Source organism: Ruegeria sp. YTSC106 (genome assembly GCF_059609765.1).
Window position 1 is genome coordinate 1 of sequence record NZ_JBXWMI010000019.1, and the last position, 22191, is coordinate 22191.

The following is a 22191-nucleotide window of genomic DNA, read 5'->3' on the forward strand; positions in this document are numbered from 1 at the left end:
GGCGGCGGCTTTGGCGGTGGAGGCGGTTCAGGTGGCTCTGGCGGCGGCTTTGGCGGTGGAGGCGGCTCAGGTGGCTCCGGCGGCGGCTTTGGCGGCGGTGGCGGTTCAGGTGGCTCTGGCGGCGGCTTTGGCGGCGGTGGCGGTTCCGGTGGCTCCGGCGGCGGCTTTGGCGGCGGTGGCGGTTCCGGTGGCTCCGGTGGCGGTTCCGGTGGCTCTGGTGGTGGTTTTGCTGGAGGTGGAACTGCGGCCGCTGTACCTCGTACTCGACCACAAAGTGCTGCTGACGGGGTATACGCTGTCGGTGTTGAGTGTGTTGACGCAGCGACGGGTAAACTTGACGCGGCTTTATGTGATCCCTCTGTTACTGCTCCTATTGTGGGCCCTCCTTTGACCGAAGGCCGAGATCTCGCGCTGCCGTCCACATGGAATGTATGGACAGATTTCACCTATACCGAAATCGAAGACACGCGCGGGGTCGGAGAAGTCGACATAAATGACAACTATTTTGCGGCAGGGTTTGACAGGCTTGTCAGGCCGGACTTGGTCGTTGGATTTCAGGTTGAATATGAAAACCTTGATGTCGAAGGGTTTCAGGGTCAATTCAGACAAGACACTAAAGGGCTTGCTGCGGGCCCCTATTTTGCCTGGCGCATGTCCGAGAGGTGGGTGCTGAATGGACTGGCGACCGTCGGCGAGTTTTCGACGGATGTAAACGTGCTGGGCTTAAGTGGCGATTTCGACCGGACCCGGTGGCGAGCCAATCTGGAGGCGATCGGTCAGTACGAGGCCGGGAATTTCCTGTTACGTCCGTCGATTGCCTTTGACTATTATAACTACAGCGCAGAAGACTATGATCTGAGCGGCACTGTGGCAGGTGTTCCGGTCAACATAATTGGCGAAGTTGCTTCAGCGACTTACAGCGCCTTAACCCCTGAGTTGGAAATCAGCAGGCCATTTGTCACTTCGCGATCGATCGTGTCTCCTTTTGCGACGCTGAGCGCGACATACTGGTTCGACCGGGACAATGTTGGATTAGGCGCTGGATCCCAGACCGACTTGACTTGGGCCACGCGCTTAGGGGTGCGCGGGCGCGCGAGTGAGGCCGTTTATGTCGAGGCGACACTGGGATATCTGAGTTTGTTCGAAGATGATTTGGATACGACCGAAGCGTCCGTTTTTCTTTCTGTCAGCTTCTGAACCTCAAGGGGCGAAAAAGGGGGGCGCCGCCTCAAGTCAAGAGGCGGCGCCAAAACGATCAGACCAGCAGGTTGAACTGATTGATCAGCGGAAGCGAGCGTGCGCGCTTGCCCGTCAGGTCGAAAAGCGCATTGCCGAGCGCCGGCATCGAAGGCGGTGTTCCGGGTTCGCCCGCGCCGCCCATATGCCGATTGGTTTCCAGTACGCGCACCTCGACCTGCGGGGCAGTGTGTATTCGCATCGCGTCATAGTCGGGGAAGTTGAATTGCTCGACTTCGCCTTCCGCAAAGGTGATCTCGCCGAAACATGCGGCAGACAGGCCGTACATCATACCGCCGAACATCTGCGCCTTGACGTTTTCCGGGTCCAGCGCCAGCCCCATGTCGCAGGCAATCCAGGCCTTGCTGATGCGGATGGTGCCGTCTTCGTCGACCACTTCGATGACCTGAGCCACCGGGGTGCCGAAGCTGTATGTGAAGGCCACGCCCCGGCCGACGCCTTCGGTCGTCTGGCCGGCCCAGCCTGACATCTCCTTCACGGCTTCCAAACATCCCGCCGACGGCGCGTGTTCGTTCTTCATCAGATCCAGCCGGAACTCCAGCGGATCGCGGCCTGCGGCGTGAGCCATCTCATCCATGAATGTCTCATGAAAAAAGCCGTTGTGGCTGTTGCCGACCGAGCGCCAGAAGCCCACGGGGACAGCCAGATCAGCAATGTGACCGCTCATGCGGTAATTCGGTACTGCGTAGGGCTGGTTGAAGAAACCTTCGACCAGCACTTTGTCGGGGCCGCCGCCGGGGAACCCGGTGTAGCGCTCGACCGCCTGTTGGGTCGGAGATTGCGCAGCGACCTTCCCGTCTATGAGAACGGCCGTGCCGTCCTGAACCGCGCCGCGCATCCGGGCGATGGCGCCGGGGCGGAAATAGTCGTGACGCATGTCTTCTTCGCGGCTCCAGGTTGTCTGAACCGGCGTGCCGGGCATGGCCATGGCAACCTTGGTGGCGATTTCGCCGAAATCCAATTCTCCGCGGCGACCGAACCCGCCACCCAGATAGGTGGTGTGGATTTGGACGGCTTCGGTATCCAGACCGGCGGTGTTGGCAACGCGGAACTGGATCAGGGTCGGGGCCTGGTTTCCGCACCACAGTTCCAAAGCGTCGCCGGTAAACAGCGCGGTGGCGTTCATCGGCTCCATCGTTGCATGGGCCAGATAGGGCACGCGATATTCGGCGGTGATTTCCGTCGCGTTTTCCGGGCTTGCGCTGACATCGCCGTCGTCGCGCATGGTCGAGTTCGGTGCGTCGTCAAACGCCTCGGCGATCCTGGCAAAGATGCCCTCGGTTTCCGGCGGATAGGGCGCGTCGCCCCAATCAACGTCAATGGCCTCAACCGCCTGATTGGCCAACCATGTGTTGCTTGCGATCACGGCCACGCCTGTGCCCAGATCGACAACCTTCTCAACCCCGGGCATGGATCTTGCGGCGCTGTCGTCAAAACCATTCATTGCACCGCCCAGTTTGGGATTCATTCGGACGCTGGCGAATTTCATGCCGGGCAGGCGAACATCGACGCCGAATTCAGCGGTGCCCGTCGCCTTGCCCACCATGTCGAGACGCGGTTGGCTTTGGCCCAGATAACGCCATTCAGACGGGTCTCGCAACGGCACCTCAACGGGCTCCAGCCCGGCGGCATCCTCGGCAAGCATTGAATAGGCAGTCTTGTCGCCGTTGGGGGCAATGACATGGCCTGACGCCGTTTTCAGATCCGAGGGGTCGACACCCAACCGGTCTGCGGCAGCACGTTTCAGTGTTTCACGAGCCGAAGCACCGGCTTGCCGCATCCGGTCAAACCCATCTTTCATCGAGGTCGAGCCACCCGTGACTTGCAGGCTGAGCGTTTTGCCCAGAACGCCCAGTGCCTCGCCCAGATTGTGCTGGAAATTCGAGATATCGTACCCTTTGTTTGGCAACCCTTCGCCCACAAGGGCCGAGTTGTAATAGGCCGCCGCAGCGGGCCCGTGAAGAACGGTGATCTGATCCAGATCGACATCCAGTTCTTCGGCGATCAGCGCGGCCCATGTGGTTCGGACGCCCTGACCCATTTCCGCGCGGGGCGCGAACAAGGTGACACCGTTCTGGTCAATCAACACAAACGGGTTCAGTGCCGCCTCGCCTTCGCCGGGTTTCAAGGGGTTGGCCGCGGGGCGTGTAACGTAATAGGTGCCAAAGGCCACGCCGCCAGCTATCGCGGCAGAGCCGATCAGGAACGTACGGCGGAGGATTTTTCCAACGGAGGCCATTGCTTACGCCTCCTTCAGCTTGGATGCCGCGTCATGGATCGCTGCGCGGATAAGGGGATAGGTGCCGCAGCGGCACAGGTTGCCCTGCATCGCTTCGTCGATGTCTGCGTCAGAGGGGTCCGGGTTTTCCGCCAGCAATGTAGCGGCCTGCATGATCTGGCCCGACTGGCAGTATCCGCACTGCGCGACCTGATGTTCGATCCAGGCCTGTTGGATCGTGGCCAGCGCGTCCGGTGAGCCGAGCCCTTCGATCGTGGTCACGTCACCCCAGACATCCGACAGCGCCACCTGGCACGAGCGCACGGCCTCGCCATCGATGTGCACGGTGCAAGCCCCGCATGCGGCCACGCCGCAGCCGAACTTGGTGCCGGTCAGGCCGACCTCATCCCGCAGAACCCAAAGAAGGGGGACGTCATCAGGCAGGTCCACCTGATGTTGCTTTCCGTTGATCTTCAGGGTCGTCACCATGGCGCACCTCGTGTTGCTGTGGCTGGGTCATGACATAATTGTATAAAAGTGTCAGGGTGTCAATTGACAAATTGAGCAAAAAATGTCAGATCTTCAGGCATGAAAGATAACAGTGACGGCTCACGGCAACAGGCGATCCTGAATTCGGCGTTTCAGGCCTTTTCCACTTACGGATACCGAAAGACCTCAATGGACGACATCGCGCGCGGCGCGGGGATGTCTCGGCCGGCGGTGTATCTGCATTACAAGAATAAAGAGGCGATCGTCAGCAAGCTGACTGAGTTGTACTATGCCGAAAAGAGCGTCGCGGTGGCCGAAGCGCTGGCGACGCAGGGGTCGGTGCCCGAGGTTTTGACCCGTGCAGTTCAGGCGCAGACCGAAGGGATGGCAAAAATTCTGGCCTCACCCCACGGGCTTGAGATGCTGGACAACACCAAGTCCCTGTCTTCCGAAATCATCGCAGCGGGTGAGGCCAAATTGGCAGGTATCTATGCGGACTGGCTAACGCGTCAGGAACAATCGGGCCGGGTGCGCCTGCTGGCTGATGCGGCGGAGACCGGACGGACGATAACCGCCACGCTCAAGGGGTTAAAGCTGATTGGCGCCGGTGCCGAGGTCTATGAACAGCAGGTCGCACAGGTTGCGGCCCTTTTCGGCGCCGGGCTCGAAGTCAGGTAACGCGCTGACGGATCTTGTATTCGGGCGTGTCCCACAGGCGGTTCTGCATGATATCGGCGATAATCTCGACGGCGCGTTCGACATCGCCTTCGTCGATATACAAAGGTGTAAAGCCGAACCGCATTATGTCGGGTGAACGAAAATCTCCGATCACGCCGCGGGCGATCAGGGCCTGCATGGCGGCATACCCTTCCTTGAAACGGAACGAGATCTGGCTGCCACGCAGCTCTGGATTGCGGGGGCTGGCCAGTTGCAGATCCGGGCAGGTTGCCTCGACGCGTTCTATGAAAAGCTCGGTCAGTTCAACCGATTTGGCGCGAACGTCGGTCATGTCTGCCATATCCCAGATGTCCATGGCGGCCGACAATGCCGTCATCTGGATGATGGGTGGCGTTCCCACCCGCATCCGCTCAATGCCGTTGCCGGGGCGGTAATCGAGATCGAAGGCAAAGGGCGCTTCGTGCCCCAGCCAGCCGGACAGGGCAGGGCGTGTTTTTTCTGACAACCGCGGTGCCACATAAATGAAGGCCGGTGCGCCGGGGCCTCCGTTCAGGTACTTGTAAGTACACCCGACCGCGAAGTCAGCGTTGCACCCTGAAAGGTCCACGGGAATGGCCCCTGCGGAATGGGCCAGATCCCAGACCGTCACTACACCGTTGGCATGTGCCAGTTCGGTCAGCGCCTTCATGTCGTGCATGCGGCCCGAGCGGTAATCCACCTCGGTCAACATAAGAACGGCGACCTCTTCGGTGATCGCGTCGGATACGGATTCGGGATCGACAATCCGCAATTCGTAGTCGTCGCCGAGTGACCGCAACAGGCCATCCGCCATGTACAGGTCCGACGGAAAGTTCCCGTTATCCGACAGAACCACTTTGCGATCCGGATTCAGTTCAAGGGCCGAGGCCAGGGCCTGATAGACCTTGATCGACAAAGTGTCCCCGGTCACCACGCTGCCGGGCTCTGCTCCGATCAGACGACCAATCCGGTCGCCAAGCCCGGTGGGCAAGCCCATCCAACCTGCCTTGTTCCATCCGGTGATCAGCATTTGGCCCCATTCTTCGGTCAGCATCCTTTGTACTCGCGCGCCTGCCGATTTCGGCAGAGGGCCCAGAGAGTTGCCATCCAGATAGATGACACCCTCGGGCAGGTCGAACATGGCTTTGGTTGCTGCAAAATCAGTCATGAGGGCTCGCTAACTTGTGTGAACGTCGGTGATTGCTTTTGAGGTAGTCGATCCTCAAATGTGAGTCCATGCGATGCGACATACTGGTCTTTTGCCATTTTGACCCAAAAGCGGTAGGACATCGCTCAGATGCGACATGTGCTCGATCTTGTCGTCACTCAATGAGGGCTCTGCATGCGCTGGATAGATGTGCCGCCGGTTTGGCTGATTGCTTTTGCTGGGCTTGCTTGGTTGCAGGCCAAGTATCTGAAACTCGGCCTGTCGCTTGAGGGCGGTTTGACGGACCTTCTGAGCGGGGTGCTGATCGGAGGTGGCCTCCTGATAGCTGTCTTGGCAGTGGTCGAATTCCGCCGCCACAAGACAACTGTCGTTCCGCATGAAACACCGTCGTCTATGGTGCAATCAGGTATCTACAAGCGCAGTCGGAATCCGATCTATGCAGGCGATGTTCTGATCCTTGCAGGTCTTATTCTTCGTTTTGACGCCGTATTGTCCCTGGTTCTTGTACCAGTCTTCGTCTGGGAGTTGGAGCGTCGGTTCATCCTGCCGGAAGAAGATCGCCTGCGTCGAACCTTTCGCGCCGACTTCGCGCGTTATGAACGCAAGACACGGCGCTGGATCTAGGGTGAATTCTGCAATGACATCACGTCAGAAATGCTGCGCTTGCGAAATAATGTTGCGCAGGATACATCTTTGCTTAACAAAGAATACCGATCACCCGCTCAGACAGAGTAAGAATTAGGGGGACTGCCAGTGAAGATAGGCACGCCAAAGGAAATACTGGACGGCGAGAACCGGGTCGCGATGACACCGGACTCGGCCGTGCAACTGCAAAAACTGGGCTATGAGTGCCTGATCGAAAAAGGAGCGGGTGTTGCCGCCGGTTTTTCGGACGCGGCGTATGAGGCTGCGGGCGTAGAGGTGGTCAAGACAGCAGCGTCGCTGTGGAAAACCGCGGATATCATCGCCAAGGTTCGGATCCCGACCGAGACCGAGCTGAAACGTCTGACCAAGGGCAAGACGCTGATTTCCTTCTTCAATCCCGCGGGCAACGAAGAGGGGATGGAACTGGCCAAGTCCAAGGGCGCGAACGTGATCGCGATGGAGATGGTGCCGCGAATTTCGCGGGCGCAGAAAATGGATGCGCTGTCGTCGATGGCCAATATCGCGGGCTACCGCGCGGTGATCGAGGCGGGCAACAACTTTGGCCGTTTCTTCACCGGTCAGGTGACGGCGGCCGGCAAGGTGCCGCCTGCCAAAGTGCTAATCGTTGGTGCCGGTGTGGCCGGTCTGGCCGCGATCGGGACGTCGACCTCGTTGGGTGCGATCACCTATGCCTTTGACGTGCGCCCGGAAGTGGCCGAACAGGTCGAATCGATGGGGGCCGAGTTCGTCTATCTGGACTTCGAAGAGGAACAGCAAGACGGTGCAGCCACGGGTGGCTATGCTTCGGTTCAGTCAGAAGAGTTCCGCAATGCGCAGCTGGCCAAGTTCCGCGAACTGGCCCCGGAAATAGACATTGTCATCACGACGGCCCTGATCCCCAACCGCCCGGCACCAAAGCTGTGGCTGGAAGATATGGTCAAGGCAATGAAGCCGGGCTCGGTCATTGTTGATCTTGCGGCTGAGCGTGGCGGAAACGTCGAAGGCACGGTGCCTGACGAAAAGGTCGTAACCCCCAATGGCGTGACCATCATCGGCTATACCGATTTCCCCAGCCGGATGGCGGCGCAATCCTCGTCACTTTACGCCACCAATATTCGTCACATGATGACCGACCTGACGCCTGAAAAGGACGGTCAGATCAATCACGACATGGAAGATGACGTGATCCGCGGCTCGACCGTGACGCATGAAGGTGAGATCACTTTCCCGCCACCACCACCCAAGGTGCAGGCGATCGCGGCTCAGCCGAAGGTCGAGGTCAAGGAACTGACCCCGGAAGAAAAACGCGCGCAAGAGGTTGCCGCGTTCAAGGCGCAGACCAAACAGCAGTTCACCCTGCTGGGTGTTGGTGGCGCGCTGATGCTGTTGGTGGGACTGATCGCTCCGGCCAGCTTCATGCAGCACTTCATCGTCTTTGTGCTGGCCATCTTTGTAGGCTTCCAGGTGATCTGGGGCGTTGCGCACAGCCTGCACACACCGCTGATGGCGATCACCAACGCGATCTCGTCGATCATTATCGTTGGGGCGCTCATGCAGATCGGATCGGGGTCGTTCCTGGTTATCCTGCTGGCGGCGCTGTCTGTCTTCATGGCCGGGATCAACATCTTCGGCGGCTTCCTTGTCACCCGGCGCATGCTCGCCATGTTCCAGAAATCTTAAGGAGGTCGGGCATATGATTGGCTTCACTTCTGCCGCTTATGTTGTTGCGGCTGTCCTTTTCATCCTGTCGCTCGGCGGCCTTTCGAACCAGGAAAGCGCCAAGCGCGCGGTTTGGTACGGTATCGTCGGTATGGCGCTGGCGGTGTTTGCTACCCTGGTGGGTCCGGGTTCGGGTCTGTGGCTGCTGTCCATCCTGCTGATCATCGGCGGTGGCCTGATCGGTCAATATGTGGCGCAGCGCGTCCAGATGACCGAGATGCCGCAACTGGTGGCTGCGATGCACTCGCTGGTCGGTCTTGCGGCCGTGTTCGTTGGCTTCAACGCCCATTTCGAGATTGGCAACGTGGCGCAGGTCATGGCGATCGCTGACAGTGCAAGCCAGGCGGACCTGTCCGATCTGGGCGCTTTTGCCAAACTGATCGCCAAGAAAACCCCGGCTGAGCTGGCAATCCTGCATGTGGAACTGTTCCTGGGCATCTTTATCGGTGCGATCACCTTTACCGGTTCGGTCGTCGCCTATGGCAAGCTCGCAGGTAAAGTGACCTCGGCAGCGACCAAGCTGCCCGGAGGCCATGCGCTGAATGCGACGGCGGCAGGTCTCTCGCTGATCTGCCTGATCTGGTACACATCGACAGGGGGCCTGTTCCCGCTGTTCCTGATGACGCTGGCCGCGTTGTTCATCGGTTATCACCTGATCATGGGCATCGGTGGTGCTGACATGCCGGTGGTTGTGTCGATGCTGAACAGCTATTCCGGCTGGGCGGCTGCGGCGATTGGCTTCTCGCTGGGCAACGACCTGCTGATCGTGGTTGGTGCGCTCGTGGGCTCGTCAGGTGCGATCCTGTCCTACATCATGTGTAAAGCGATGAACCGTCATTTTGTCAGCGTGATCCTGGGCGGCTTTGGCGGTCCGCAAGGTGAGCAGATGGCTGTTGAGGGCGAGCAGATCGCAATCGAAGCCGACGGTGTGGCTGCGGCCTTGAACGATGCCGACAGCGTGGTGATCATCCCCGGTTACGGTATGGCCGTGGCACAGGCGCAGCAGTCGGTTTCCGAACTGGTGCGCAAGCTGCGGGCGCAAGGCAAGAACGTACGCTTTGCGATCCACCCTGTTGCGGGCCGTTTGCCGGGCCACATGAACGTATTGCTGGCCGAAGCGAAGGTGCCGTATGACATCGTTCTGGAAATGGATGAGATCAACGATGACTTTCCGGACACCGATGTGGCCATCGTCATCGGCTCAAACGACATCGTGAACCCTGCGGCGCAGGAAGACCCCAACAGCCCCATCGCCGGGATGCCGGTTCTGGAGTGTTGGAAGGCCAAGCAAGTGTTCGTGTCAAAGCGCGGTCAGGGCACCGGGTACTCGGGTATCGAAAACCCGCTGTTCTTCAAGGAGAACACCCGCATGTTCTATGGCGACGCAAAAGCCAGCTTGGACAAGCTGCTGCCCATGATCGACTGATCTTCAGGTTTGATCAGAGTGCAAAGGGCGCCTTAGGGCGCCCTTTTCTTCTTGAGTGTGCATGGGGGCGTTGCCCCCAAAACTCCCAGGATATTTCCAGCCAGATGAAGCAGGCGGAGTGTGGTAGTCTGGGGTGGAGCCGAGGATTGCGGGAGGTCGAAGATGGAGAAGGTGAACGGCATTGGCGGTGTGTTCTTTCGCGCCCGCGACCCAAAGGCGTTGAGCGCCTGGTATGAGAAGCACCTGGGTGTCGATTACTATGACCCCGTGCCCTGGAAGCAGCGTGAAGGCTATACGGTCTTTGCGCCATTCGCCGAGGACACCGAGTACTTCGGTCGGGCCGATCAGCAGTGGATGATCAATTTCCGTGTTGATGATCTGGCCGCGATGACGGCGCAGCTTGAGCAAGCTGGAATTACAGTGGAAGCCGATCCGGACTGGGACAGCGAGGTTGGAAAATTCGCCCGCATCCATGATCCCGAAGGCAACCCCATCGAGCTGTGGCAGCCAAATCAATGAGATAGCAGTGTTGTATACCATTGTATCCTTGTAAGTATATGAAATAAAAAGAGAATTGATGTATCTTTTGTGTGTCGTATAGTGCGCGAGACGAGGCGGAGCCCTGAATGACACCGATAGATGACCATCCCCTTCGCTATGCGCTGGCCAATGAACTGCATGCTCGACCGTTCCCGGTCGCGTCAATGCCCTGTACGGTGGTCTTTCTGGCGATCAAGAAACCAGAGGCTGCGGTCGCTCGTGATCGTTGTGAGGATTTGGCTCACTTGATCGACCTGCTGGACCGCCACGGCGCGCAGCATCCTCAACCTGATGCAACACATTACGCGGGTCAGATTGGTCGCCACTGGTTGAAGTGGGAGCAGCATACCGAATTCGTGACCTACACCGCGATCGCTCAGAACGTGAGTGATCGCGCCTTCAACCCGGCCGACTTTGAAGTCTTTCCGCCTGATTGGCTGATGGCCAGCCCGGGGCAAAGGGTAACGTCGGCGATGGTGCGCGTCGTTAAACGCGAAAGTGACGATGTGGTGAAGTCAAAACTGCTGGATTGGTTCGAGCCGGAAAGCCTGGCCGTGGCCAGAGTATTGGACGATGCCGCCATTTGCGCCAGTGACTTTCGTATCGATCCGGCAGGACATATGCGTTTTGCTTTATTCGTGGCCGAGGGCACCGGACGGCGCCGGACGGGGCGAATTATTCAGCGACTATGCGAAATCGAAACGTATAAGGCGATGTCGATGCTGGGTTTTGCGCGCGTCAAGCAGCTGATGCCGCGTATCGGGGAACTGGACGGGCAACTCACCCGGTTGATGGGGCAGATGACCGACAACTCGGCTCAGCCTGACGTGCTTTTGCAGGATTTGCTGTCAACGTCGATTGAACTCGAAACTTTGTCGGCCCGGTGCTCCTTCCGGTTCGGCGCCACGGGCGCTTATGAGGCTATCGTCAACCAGCGGATCGAAGTGTTGCGAGAACAGCGTTTCGAGGGTGGTCAGAATTTTGCCGATTTCATGATGCGTCGCTATGACCCCGCAATTCGCACCGTGAAATCTACGGAACGCCGCCTTCAGGCCTTGTCGGACCGGGCCATCCGTGCTGGTGAACTGCTGCGGACTAGGGTGGATGTTGAACGCAGCGCGCAAAACCAGGCGTTGCTGGAAAGCATGGACCGTCGCGCCGATCTGGCACTTCGTTTGCAGCACACGGTAGAGGGGCTTTCTGTCGTTGCCATCAGCTATTATGCGGTTTCGCTGGTCAGCTACCTTTTGTATCCGTTGACGGCCTCTGGCATCAGCAAAGGCATGCTGACAGCGGCGGTTACGATCCCTGTTGTCGCCGGGGTGTGGTACGCGGTCCGACGTATTCGCAAACGGCTCGGTTAAGCCGCAATTGCCAAGTTTCATCTGGCCTGTAGAAAGCGGGCACTTGGAACGCAGAGCGAGGGAGTCATATGATAAGCGTAGTTGCCGCATGGCGTGCTGTCGCCGCCATGTTCATTCTGAATGGTGCCCTGTTCGGGATCTGGGCGTCACGCATTCCCGCCGTGCGAGACAGGTTGGAACTGTCTCATGAGGCACTGGGATACGGTCTGTTGTTCATGGCGGCGGGGGCCGTCTGCTCGTTTCCGATAACCGGGCGACTGACGGATCGTTTCGGCGCTGTCGCAATCACCCGGATCATTGCGGTTCTGTACACAGTGTCGCTGATCTTGCTTGCCCTGGCTGATGGGTTCTGGGGGCTGGCGGTGTTCCTGTTTATCTTTGGCGCCTTCCACGGGTCCATGGATGTTGCGATGAATGCGTGGGCCGCTGAGGTTGAGCAGGCGTACGACAAACCTGTAATGTCCTCTTTCCACGCAATGTGGAGCCTTGGGGCCGGTCTTGGCGCACTCAGCGGATATGTTGCGGTTCAGATGGGGCTAACAGTTCTTGAGCATTTCCTCTTTGCTGGTGGTGTGGTTGTTGGTCTGGCACTTGCCTCATCAACGGTAAGCTGGACGTCGAGACGATCCGATGGCCCCCAAAGCTCGGTCTTTGCGTTGCCGTCCGGCACGTTGATACTGGTCGGCTTTGCGGCCCTGTGCGGTGCCTTGGGGGAAGGGGCCGTCGCGGATTGGAGCGCGATTTATCTGCGTGACATCACGGCGGCATCTGAAAGTGTCGCCGCCTTGGGCTATGCGGTGTTTTCAGTGACCATGGTGGCGTTTCGACTTGCAGGTGCCGTTGTTATCACGCGGTTCGGCCCGGTCGTTACGGCCCGTTTCGGCGGTATTTGCGCCGCGTTCGGGGTTTTCTCGGTGGTTTCTGCGGCGACGCCTTTGACTGCGTTGGCCGGGTTTGCCTTGATGGGAATAGGCTATGCCGTGATCATGCCGCTGGCATTCAGCCGGGCGGCCAGCGATCCGAATGTGCCGCCGGGGCAAGCCATCGCAAGCGTTGCGACTTTGGGGTATGGGGGGCTGTTGATCGGGCCGCCGTTGATCGGTCTTCTGGCGGAATTGTTCGGCCTGCGTTTGGCTTTTGCCGTACTGCTGCCATTGGCCGTTCTGATCGTTCTGTTGGCCGGCGCACTGAAGCGCGCCGGCTAGGTTTAGTTCAACGACCGCGGATGCGCGGATCCAGCGCGTCGCGCAGACCGTCACCCAGATAGTTGACGCTGAGAACGGTAAGCGAGATCGCCAGACCGGGCCAGAACACGCGCTCGGGGTATTGCTGCAGATAATCGACACCGTCAAACAGCAGGCGGCCCCATGTCGGGAAGTCAGGTGGGAAGCCCAAGCCCAGGAACGACAACGCGCTTTCGGTGATGATGGCCGTGGCAATCCCCAGCGTCGCCGATACCATGATCGGAGACAACACGTTCGGCAGGATATGCCGCGCGATGATCTGCGAATTGCTGGTACCGATGGACCGGGCAGCCAGAACAAATTCGCGCTCTTTGATGGCCAAAACGTCACCGCGTACGATCCGTGCTGTAGGCATCCACGAAGTGATGCCGATGGCACAGACGATCAGGATGAAGATCCCCCGCTCCAGCCCGAACGCGGCCGACAGGGGTTCGCGGAAGAGCAGCATCATGACCAGCAGCAAAGGCAGCAGGGGCAGGGCCAGAAACAGATCGGTCAGGCGCATGAGCGGGCCATCCAGCCGTCTGAAGAACCCCGCCAGAACGCCGATGAACGATCCCAGAAACAGCGCCAGCAACATCGCTGTGATGCCCACGGATACCGAAGTTTGCCCCCCCGACATCATGCGGGCCAGAATATCCCGGCCCAGTTGGTCCGTGCCGAAAGGATGCCCCCAGCTGGGTCCCTGATTTCGGGCTCGGATATCGATCTGCGTCGGATCAATGCTCCAGAGATATGGCCCCAGATACACGCCCGCCACGATGAAGATGAACAGGATCGCCCCGATCATTGCGCCTTTGTGTGTCTTGAACTGATCCCACACATCGCGCCATTGGCTGCGGGGTGGGGTGGCAAGCTCTTCCATCACGTCAGCAGTCGGCAGTGCGGTCGAGGCAGGAGCAAGCCCTTCGTCCGGGACCAGCGTATCGGTACGATCATGATCAGTCATAGCGAATCCTCGGGTCCAGAATGCCATAGAGAACGTCCGCGATCAGGTTGAACAGGACGATCAACACGGCAAAGATGAAGGTCAGGGTTTGCACCATGGGCAGGTCGTTTGCCTGAATTGCCCCGATCAGCAACTGACCGATACCATTCACCTTGAACACCTGTTCGGTGATGATGGCGCCACCGAAGATAGCCGGGATACCCAGCGCAATAACCGTCACCACGGGGATCATCGAGTTCCGCAGCACATGGACCATGACCACCGTGTATTCGCTCAGGCCTTTGGCGCGGGCGGTTCGGACGTAATCCTGATTGAGATTGTCCAGCATCGAGGCGCGCATGAACCGGCTGAGCTGCGCCGTGATTTGCAGGGCCAGAACCATGACGGGCATGATCATCTGTTTTAGCTGCAGCATGAAGCTGTCCCAACTGTTGACCACAAGCGTGGTGTCATAGATCGACGGGAACCAGCCCAGTTGGACCGAGAAGATCACGATCACCAGCACACCCGAAAAGAAGGGCGGGACAGAAAAACCGACCATCGACACGAAAGTACCCATCTGGTCAAACCAGGAATACTGACGATAAGCCGAATAGATCCCGATAGGCAGGGCGATCAGGATAGCGACCACGTATGCGGTGCCGACAACCCACAGGGTCTGGGGAATCCGCTGAACGACGATGTCCATGACAGGCGAACGGGTCTGCCAGGATATCACGCGCAGGTCGCCTTCGGAAAAGGTTGTACCGAACATCGAGTCGATCAGAACCTGCGGTTCGATCCAGAAGAACTGCACGATCCACTTCCAGAACCGGATATGCATCGGCTGGCCGAGGCCAAGCGCCTCGCGCATCTTTTCTTTGACTTCGGGGGGAACGGTGAGCGGAACCTGCGCCATCGGATCGCCGGGTGCGAGTTCGAGGAGCAGGAAGATGACGAGGCTGATGAACAGCAGTGTTGGAACCGCCAGCACCAGTCGTCTGATTGTAAAATTAAGCATTAAGAGGCGCCTTTATATGCGTCTTCTTGTTGGGGTGGTATGCAAATGACCGCGCCCCGATAACGATCGGGGCGCGGTTTTGCAAGGTCAGGGCTTAGGAACCGGTCTTGCGGTACCAGTCCGCAATGTTCCACAGCTCGCTGTCCCAAACGTTCAGGACAACGCCACCCAGGGTGTTTGCGTGCGCCGACAGACGACCACGGTGAACCAGCGGGATCATGCCACCGTTTTCAACCATGATGTCGTTCAGCTTTTTCGCGATCTCGGCACGTTGCTCAAGACCCGCAGTTTCAGCCAGCTGACCGTGCAGCTTGTCGAACTCTTCGTTGCAGAAGCGGCTGATGTTTTCACCCTGCCACTGGGTCTCGGGGCGAGGTGCCTTATCGCACAGGCCGTTGCCCAGATAGGACTGCGGGTCGGTGCCGTTGAAGGTGTTGGCGTACATCTCAACGTCAGCATAGAACTTCTGGAAGGTGTCAGGCGAGCCCGGGTCACCACCGAAGAAGACCGACGCGTTGATGTTGCGCAGTTCGGATTCGATACCGATCTGGCTCCACCACTCCTTGATCAGCGCCTGGAAGTCCTGACGGACAGCGTTGGTCGAGGTCTGGTAGACGATTTTCAAAGGAACACCGTCTTTTTCGCGAACGCCGTCGCCATCGGTATCCACGATACCCGCATCATCCAACAGCTTTTTCGCGCCTTCGATATCCTGCGTGTCGCAGGTCATCGAGGTCGAGTTGAACGCGGCAGGCGCCGGAACCCAGTTGCAGGTCACTTTACCAGCCTGACCATAGCCGATCTCCACCAGCAGCGGACGGTCGATGGCCATGGACATGGCTTTGTAAACGGCCGGATCCTTCAGGAACGGGTGCGGGTGCTTTGCGGTCGAACGCTCGCCTTCCGGCAGGTCGGGCGACGGGTTGGTCTGGTTCATCATGATACGCTCGACCAGCGGGCCGAAGCCTGCAACCGGCGTACCTTTGCCACCTTCCTGCATCTGTGCGATCACTTCAGGCGCCAACTGAAGGTTCCAGGCATAGTCAAATTCACCGGTTTCCATGACGGCACGACCAGCAGCAGTTGCGTCACCACCGCCCTTGAAGGTCACAGTCGCAAAGGCCGGTTTGGCCGGGTCACGATAATTGTCATTTGCCTTGAATGTAATCACGTCGTTCGGTTTGAACTCGGTGACGACAAATGGGCCGGTTCCGATGGGGTTGAAGTTCTGGTCGGTGCATTCAGGCGCTTTCGCACCAAGGCAATCGGCGAACTGTGCGGCCTGAATGATCGGGCTTTCGCCGCCGACAAACGGGCCATAGGGGAACGGTGTTGGCTTGTCGAAGGTAACTTTAACGGTCAGGTCATCAACAGCTTCGACCGAGGTGACGCCTTCGAACTTTGTCACCTGCGCGCAGCCACCTTCCGGGTGCATACAGTAATCGGCGGTGAACTTCACGTCAGCGGCGGTGAACGCAGAGCCGTCCGACCATTTGATTCCCGGCGTGATTTTCCATGTGATCGACGTCAGATCTTCGCTGACACCGCCATTTTCCACGGTCGGAATCTCGGATGCCAGATACGGCACCATGTTGCCGTCCTGATCGTAGCGGGCCAGAGGCTCGATCACCAGCGAAGCTGATTCCACGTCTTTCGTGCCGCCAGACAGGAACGGGTTCAGGATCGACGGAGCCTGCCAATAGATGATGCTGACATTGCCGTCCGAACCGCGCTCGGCAAAGGCCGCGGGGGCCATTGCCGTGCTTGCGATCGCACCAAGCAAAAGGGTTTTGATTTTCATAAGTCACTCCCGAATTGGACACGTTCGTGTCTCGATTATCTCCGCAAGGCCTGCGGGTTTGGCGTTGCCGTCTTGGGTTAAGGCTTTGACTAGCAAAGATAATAGCGCTAACGGTTTCCGTTGGCACTGCCGCCCCAAGCCGGTTACGTTGGGTATCGAAACAGAACTTGAGAAAAATGCAAGTGGTGCCGTCGCGAAAATGTGTAATGGGTTTGACTTTTCCCAGTGGCCCGCCGTAGCGTTCGGCATTCAGAACAAGAATAACGTCGTCAAGGGAGCGCGCACGTGCTGGATCAGCCTATTGCTCAAATCAGAAAACTACGGGTGGAGTTTCAGACGAAGGACGGTCCTGTTGTCGGCGTTGAGGACGTTTCGTTCGAGGTCAAACCAGGCGAAACCGTTTGTATCGTTGGCGAATCGGGCTCGGGAAAGTCGGTTTCGTCATTGTCTTTGATGCGGCTGGTCGAGTTCGGTGGCGGCAAAATCGCGGGCGGAGAGCTGCTGTTTGATCGTCGCGATGGCGAAGAAGTGGACCTGGCCAAGGTCGATCAGGATCTGATGAAACAGATTCGCGGCAATGAAATCGGGATGATCTTTCAGGAGCCGATGACCGCCCTGAACCCCGTTTTCACCGTTGGTCGCCAGTTGACCGAAGGACTGCGTATCCACAAGGAAATGTCGAAGTCACAGGCAGAAGCGCGGGCGCTTGAATTGTTGCGCCAGGTTCGCATACCTGAGCCTGAGCGCCGCCTGAAACAGTATCCGCACGAGCTGTCGGGCGGGATGCGTCAACGCGTTGTCATTGCGATGGCTATGGCCTGTGAGCCGCGCCTGCTGATCGCCGACGAACCCACCACAGCGCTTGACGTGACCATTCAGGCCGAAATTCTCGCGCTGATGGACCGTCTCAAGCGGGAAACCGGCACGGCTGTGATGTTCATCACCCACGATATGGCTGTGGTTGCCCAGATGGCCGACCGTGTCGTCGTCATGTACCGCGGCAACAAGGTCGAAGAAGGCACCGTCAAAGAAATCTTTGAAAACCCGCAGCACGACTATACTAAAGCCTTGCTGGCCGCGGTGCCGAAACTGGGCGAGATGCAAGGTAAATTTGCGCCCGAGCCGATGAAACTGCTGGGGGTCGAAGGGCAGAATATTGCACCAATCCCGGGCACAGACGAGGTTCTTCTGACCGTCAAGAACCTGACGACCCGGTTCCCGGTCAAAGGCGGGCTTTTGCGGCGCACGATCTCGAACGTTCATGCGGTCGAGGATGTCTCGTTCACACTGAACAAAGGTCAAACGCTCAGTCTTGTCGGCGAATCCGGGTGCGGCAAGTCTTCGGCGGGGCGCTCGATCCTGCGACTGGTCGAGCCTCTGGCGGGCGAGATTGATATGGACGGTGTTGATATCATGAAGCTTGATCCGTCTGGCTTGCGCAAGGCGCGGCTGGACATGCAGATGATCTTTCAGGATCCGTTCGCCTCGCTGAACCCGCAGATGCAGCTGGTCGATCAGGTGGCCGAGCCGATGCGCAACTATGGCGTGGCATCGGGATCGGAACTGCAGGACCGCGTGGCGCAACTGTTCGACAAGGTGCAACTGCCGCGCAGCTTCATGCGTCGGTTCCCGCATGAAATGTCGGGCGGTCAGCGGCAGCGGATTGCCATCGCGCGGGCTCTGGCCCTGAACCCCAAGCTTATCATCGCGGATGAGGCGGTTTCGGCCCTCGACGTGTCGGTGCAGGCGCAGGTTTTGAACCTGATGATGGAATTGCAGTCCGAACTGGGCTTGTCTTATCTGTTCATCAGTCACGATATGGCCGTGGTTGAAAGGGTTAGCCATTATGTCGGGGTCATGTATCTGGGTCGAATTGTCGAACTTGGGCCCCGGGCGCGGGTATTCGAGAACCCGCAGCATCCCTATACACAGGCGCTGATGAAGGCGGTTCCGATTGCGGACCCGAACAAGCGGAAATCGGAAAAGGATCTGAATTTCAAACCGATCCCATCTCCGATTCATCCCACTGACTACACGCCGGAACCTTCGCAATATCGAGAGGTTGAGGCCGGGCACTTCATTCTGACCACCGACAGCGGGTATTGACCCCAATGGCGAAACGCTTGACGCCGCTTGAGATCATGACAAAGCTGATCTCATTTCCGACCGTAAGCCGTGACACCAATCTGCCGCTGGTGGATTGGGTTGAGGAATATCTGCAAGGTCATGGAATCGCACCCCATCGGTGGCCGGACCCGGATCAACCGCACAAGGCTGCAATTTTTGCGCATGTGGGTCCGATGGAAGAGGGTGCGCTGGTTCTGTCCGGGCATACGGATGTCGTGCCGATCGAAGGGCAGCCTTGGGATTCCGATCCGTTCACGGTGACCGAGAAGGACGGCAAGTATTTCGGTCGCGGCACCTGCGACATGAAGGGTTTTGACGCTCTGGCGATCTGGGCTCTGGTCGAGGCGCATTACGCTGAAATAAAGCGGCCGCTGCAACTTGCGCTCAGCTTTGACGAAGAGGTCGGATGCACCGGTGCGCCGCCCATGATTGAGGCAATGCAACAGGTCTTGCCCAAGGGATCAGCAGTGATCGTGGGTGAGCCGTCAATGATGCAGGCTGTGACGGGGCACAAGGGCGGGTTCGGCTTTGATACTCACATCGTGGGGTTCGAAGTGCACAGTTCGATCATGCATACCGGCGTGAATGCGATCATGGCGGCGGCACCTCTGATCGACTGGGCAAATCACAGAAATGCCGAAAGCATGGCCGCTGAGCCGAGCGAAATCGCGGTCGTATTTGACCCGCCGTGGACAACCTGTCATGTCGGAATGATAGAAGGCGGGACAGCCCACAACATCACTGCCAAAGACTGTCGGTTCATGATGGATTTCCGCACAGTGCCGGATGAGTCAAAGGCGCAATGGCAGGACGCGTATTTTCAGCAGGTCCGCGCGGCCGAGGCACGGATGCAGGCTGTCCACCCTGAAACACGCATCGAACTGAAGGAACATTTTTCAATTCCGGGACTGGTGCCTGAACGGGACGGAGAAGCGGAAGCTTTAGTGCGTACGCTGACCGGGGATAACGCAAGCCACGTTGTCAGCTACGGGACAGAGGCGGGGCAGTTTCAGGAGGCCGGGTATTCAGCCGTGATTTGCGGTCCTGGTGATATTGCGCAGGCTCATCAGCCGAACGAGTTCATATCGATCGCGCAGTTCGATGCGGGGCACAAGTTTATGCAACGACTGGTTGAAAAGCTCGGCGCGGCGTAAGATTCAACATAGCATCAATTGTTCAGAGGAAGGTCTTGAGATGCCTGTCAAAAACAGACTTGCAGAAATGCACGGCGATATTGCCGCGTGGCGCCGCCACCTGCATGCGCATCCTGAATTGATGTATGACGTGCACGAAACCGCTGCTTTTGTCGTCGAGCGCCTCAAGGAGTTTGGTGTTGATGAGATCACTCCGGGAATTGGCAAGACCGGTGTCGTGGCCGTTATCCGCGGGCGGCAGGACACGACCGGGCGCGTAATCGGACTGCGCGCAGATATGGACGCACTGCCGATCGAAGAGGCGACTGGGCTGGACTATGCTTCTACCGTTTCGGGCAAGATGCACGCCTGCGGGCATGACGGGCATACCTCGATGCTGCTTGGGGCCGCCCAGTACCTGGCTGAAACCCGAAACTTCGATGGCACTGTTGTTCTGATTTTTCAGCCCGCAGAAGAAGGCGGTGCAGGCGGTCTGGCCATGTGTCGGGACGGCCTGATGGAACGCTGGGGCATTGATGAGGTCTATGGCATGCACAATATGCCGGGGTTGCCAGTGGGCGAGTTCGCGATCCGACCCGGCGCATTGTTGGCCTCATCTGATGAGTTCGAAATCACGATCACCGGCAAGGGCGGACACGCCGCCGCACCGCATGACGCGGTAGACACGACTTTGGTGGCCTCGCATATTGTCGTGTCGTTGCAATCGGTTGTGGCGCGCACCGTCGATCCGATCAAACGCGTCGTCCTGACCGTGGGCACGTTCGAAACGGACAGCGTCGCGTCGAACGTGATCGCGCACACCGTCCGTTTGCAGGGGACCGTCCGGACACTCGACCCAGAATACCGCACGATAGCAGAAGAGCGCGTGCGCAGGATCGCCGAGGATACGGCCTCGGCCTTTGGAGCGAAGGCGGAAGTTGTCTGGACGCCGGGGTATCCTGTGACGGTAAATTCCGAGACAGAGACAACATACGCTGCCGAGGCAGCCGAGGCCGTCGCGGGCAAGGTCAATGACAACACTGATCCGATCATGCCCTCGGAAGATTTCGCCTACATGCTTGAAGAACGGCCCGGAGCCTACATCTTTATCGGGAACGGGGACACGGCCATGTGCCATCACCCGGAATACAACTTTGACGACGACGCGATTCCCGCCGGCTGTAGCTGGTTTGCCGAGATCGTGGAACGACGATTGCGCGTCGCTTAAATCAGGGAGAATGCCATGCCGATCAAAAACCGCCTCGCAGAGATGCACGAAGAGATCACAGGTTGGCGGCGTGACATTCACCAACATCCGGAAATCCTGTACGACACGCACCGCACCAGTGCACTGGTGGCCGACAAACTGAAGGAATTCGGCTGTGACGAGGTCGTAACCGGCATCGGGGGTACCGGCGTGGTCGGGGTTATTCGCGGCAAAAGCGACACGCAGGGCCGCGTGATTGGTTTGCGGGCCGATATGGATGCCCTGCCGATGCAGGAACAGACCGGGCTGGACTATGCCTCGAAAACACCAAATGCGATGCATGCCTGCGGGCATGACGGGCATACTGCCATGGTCTTGGGAGCGGCTAAGTACCTGTCTGAGACGCGCAATTTCGATGGCACCGCAATCGTGATCTTTCAGCCCGCCGAAGAGGGCGGGAATGGCGCAGAGGCCATGTGCAAGGACGGTCTGATGGACCGGTTTGGCATTCAGGAAGTTTACGCGATGCACAATGTGCCGGGCGTGGCGACCGGGCAATTCGCAATCCGCTCAGGCCCGTTGCTGGCGGCGGCGGACGAGATTGACATCCATCTTGAAGGGCGCGGAGGCCACGCGGCAAAACCCCATGAGACGGTCGATACAACCGTGATGCTGTCGCAACTGATTGTCGCGTTGCAGACGATCGTGTCGCGCAATGCGGACCCGATCCTGCAAACCGTGTTGTCCGTGACCTCGGTCGAGACGTCCTCGAAAGCGTTCAACGTGATCCCGCAATCGGCGCAGATACGCGGTACCGTGCGGACCCATTCCAACGAGATGCGTGATCTGATCGAACAGCGCCTCAAAGAGGTCGCCGAAGGGATTGCAGGAACATTCGGTGGTTCCGTGAACGTCAACTACACGCGTGGCGTGCCGGTGACGATCAACGCCGAAACTCAAACGGGATATGCGGCAGAAGCCGCGGTCTCGGTCGGGGGCAGCTGCATCGAGGCACCGATGGTGATGGGGGGTGAGGATTTCTCGTTCATGCTGGAGGAACGGCCCGGAGCCTTTATCGTTCTGGGCAACGGTGACAGCGCCGGGTTGCACCACCCCGAATACAACTTCAACGACGAGATCATCCCGATCGGATGTTCGTGGTTTGCAGAAATGGTCGAGCGCCGGATGCCGGCGGCTTGAATTAGGAG

At 58.6% G+C, this 22191-nt stretch carries 19 protein-coding genes; 13 read left to right on the forward strand and 6 right to left on the reverse strand.

Translation table 11 applies throughout. The features are described from left to right. Together AC2FEB_RS19980 and AC2FEB_RS19985 are read left to right on the forward strand one after the other, a co-directional pair. On the forward strand, positions 1 to 391 hold a 391-nt coding region (locus AC2FEB_RS19980; protein ID WP_496675307.1), incomplete at its 5' end, for a hypothetical protein. Next, on the forward strand, positions 388 to 1197 hold the full coding sequence (locus AC2FEB_RS19985) for an autotransporter outer membrane beta-barrel domain-containing protein (RefSeq protein WP_162896736.1): 810 nt from the start codon (positions 388 to 390) through the stop codon (positions 1195 to 1197). The genes AC2FEB_RS19980 and AC2FEB_RS19985, both read left to right, overlap by 4 nt. Positions 1198 to 1255: 58 nt before the next feature. Here the strand turns inward: AC2FEB_RS19985 and AC2FEB_RS19990 are convergent, their stop codons facing one another. Together AC2FEB_RS19990 and AC2FEB_RS19995 are read right to left on the reverse strand one after the other, a co-directional pair. After that, positions 1256 to 3496: a xanthine dehydrogenase family protein molybdopterin-binding subunit gene (locus AC2FEB_RS19990; RefSeq protein WP_496675309.1), complete on the reverse strand. Its 2241-nt coding sequence runs from the start codon at positions 3494 to 3496 to the stop codon at positions 1256 to 1258. 3 nt (positions 3497 to 3499) lie between these two features. Continuing rightward, entirely contained in the window at positions 3500 to 3964 is a 465-nt protein-coding gene (locus AC2FEB_RS19995) for a (2Fe-2S)-binding protein (protein WP_496675311.1), read from the reverse strand. Between the two features lie 99 nt (positions 3965 to 4063). Here AC2FEB_RS19995 and AC2FEB_RS20000 point away from each other — a divergent pair, with 99 nt between their 5' ends. Next, complete coding sequence (locus AC2FEB_RS20000) at positions 4064 to 4642, forward strand: TetR/AcrR family transcriptional regulator (protein WP_496675313.1); 579 nt, start codon at positions 4064 to 4066, stop codon at positions 4640 to 4642. Here the strand turns inward: AC2FEB_RS20000 and kynU are convergent. Beyond that, entirely contained in the window at positions 4635 to 5828 is a 1194-nt protein-coding gene (kynU, locus tag AC2FEB_RS20005; RefSeq protein ID WP_496675315.1) for a kynureninase, read from the reverse strand. The two genes, AC2FEB_RS20000 and kynU, sit on opposite strands and share 8 nt — an antisense overlap. Before the next feature lie 174 nt (positions 5829 to 6002). Between kynU and AC2FEB_RS20010 the strand changes: the two genes are divergently transcribed. The 6 genes from AC2FEB_RS20010 to AC2FEB_RS20035 all read left to right on the forward strand — a co-directional run bounded on the left by AC2FEB_RS20010 (position 6003) and on the right by AC2FEB_RS20035 (position 12727). Then, on the forward strand, positions 6003 to 6452 hold the full coding sequence (locus AC2FEB_RS20010; protein WP_496675317.1) for a methyltransferase family protein: 450 nt from the start codon (positions 6003 to 6005) through the stop codon (positions 6450 to 6452). A 129-nt stretch (positions 6453 to 6581) separates the two neighbouring features. Next, entirely contained in the window at positions 6582 to 8153 is a 1572-nt protein-coding gene (locus AC2FEB_RS20015) for a Re/Si-specific NAD(P)(+) transhydrogenase subunit alpha (protein WP_496675319.1), read from the forward strand. A gap of 13 nt (positions 8154 to 8166) precedes the next feature. Then, positions 8167 to 9618 carry an NAD(P)(+) transhydrogenase (Re/Si-specific) subunit beta gene (locus AC2FEB_RS20020; protein WP_117868370.1) on the forward strand — a complete coding sequence of 484 codons (1452 nt, stop codon included), beginning with the start codon at positions 8167 to 8169 and terminating at the stop codon, positions 9616 to 9618. A gap of 162 nt (positions 9619 to 9780) precedes the next feature. Then, positions 9781 to 10137 (forward strand): VOC family protein, encoded by a 357-nt coding sequence (locus AC2FEB_RS20025; protein ID WP_117868371.1) that lies wholly within the window; start codon positions 9781 to 9783, stop codon positions 10135 to 10137. Between the two features lie 107 nt (positions 10138 to 10244). Continuing rightward, positions 10245 to 11522 carry a DUF3422 family protein gene (locus AC2FEB_RS20030; RefSeq protein WP_117868372.1) on the forward strand — a complete coding sequence of 426 codons (1278 nt, stop codon included), beginning with the start codon at positions 10245 to 10247 and terminating at the stop codon, positions 11520 to 11522. A gap of 68 nt (positions 11523 to 11590) precedes the next feature. After that, the gene (locus AC2FEB_RS20035) at positions 11591 to 12727 is read left to right on the forward strand and encodes an MFS transporter (RefSeq protein ID WP_117868373.1); all 1137 of its coding nucleotides are present in this window, start codon (positions 11591 to 11593) and stop codon (positions 12725 to 12727) included. A 7-nt stretch (positions 12728 to 12734) separates the two neighbouring features. On the opposite strand, the gene AC2FEB_RS20040 is transcribed toward AC2FEB_RS20035, so the two are convergent. The 3 genes from AC2FEB_RS20040 to AC2FEB_RS20050 form a co-directional block, all read right to left on the reverse strand. Continuing rightward, complete coding sequence (locus AC2FEB_RS20040; RefSeq protein WP_117868374.1) at positions 12735 to 13715, reverse strand: ABC transporter permease; 981 nt, start codon at positions 13713 to 13715, stop codon at positions 12735 to 12737. Then, complete coding sequence (locus tag AC2FEB_RS20045; protein ID WP_117868375.1) at positions 13708 to 14715, reverse strand: ABC transporter permease; 1008 nt, start codon at positions 14713 to 14715, stop codon at positions 13708 to 13710. Before AC2FEB_RS20045 ends, AC2FEB_RS20040 begins: the two co-directional genes overlap by 8 nt. A 94-nt stretch (positions 14716 to 14809) precedes the next feature. Continuing rightward, a complete protein-coding gene (locus AC2FEB_RS20050; RefSeq protein ID WP_117868376.1) occupies positions 14810 to 16516 on the reverse strand; it encodes a peptide ABC transporter substrate-binding protein in 1707 nt (568 codons plus the stop codon). A 285-nt stretch (positions 16517 to 16801) separates the two neighbouring features. Between AC2FEB_RS20050 and AC2FEB_RS20055 the strand changes: the two genes are divergently transcribed. The 4 genes from AC2FEB_RS20055 to AC2FEB_RS20070 are packed head-to-tail and all read left to right on the forward strand — an operon-like array spanning position 16802 to position 22183. Then, the gene (locus AC2FEB_RS20055; protein WP_117868377.1) at positions 16802 to 18622 is read left to right on the forward strand and encodes an ABC transporter ATP-binding protein; all 1821 of its coding nucleotides are present in this window, start codon (positions 16802 to 16804) and stop codon (positions 18620 to 18622) included. Positions 18623 to 18627: 5 nt separating this feature from the next. Further along, entirely contained in the window at positions 18628 to 19797 is a 1170-nt protein-coding gene (gene argE / locus AC2FEB_RS20060) for an acetylornithine deacetylase (protein ID WP_117868378.1), read from the forward strand. A gap of 40 nt (positions 19798 to 19837) precedes the next feature. Then, positions 19838 to 21004 (forward strand): M20 aminoacylase family protein, encoded by a 1167-nt coding sequence (locus tag AC2FEB_RS20065; protein WP_117868379.1) that lies wholly within the window; start codon positions 19838 to 19840, stop codon positions 21002 to 21004. A 15-nt stretch (positions 21005 to 21019) separates the two neighbouring features. Continuing rightward, positions 21020 to 22183: a M20 aminoacylase family protein gene (locus AC2FEB_RS20070; protein WP_496884333.1), complete on the forward strand. Its 1164-nt coding sequence runs from the start codon at positions 21020 to 21022 to the stop codon at positions 22181 to 22183. Positions 22184 to 22191: the final 8 nt, after the last annotated feature.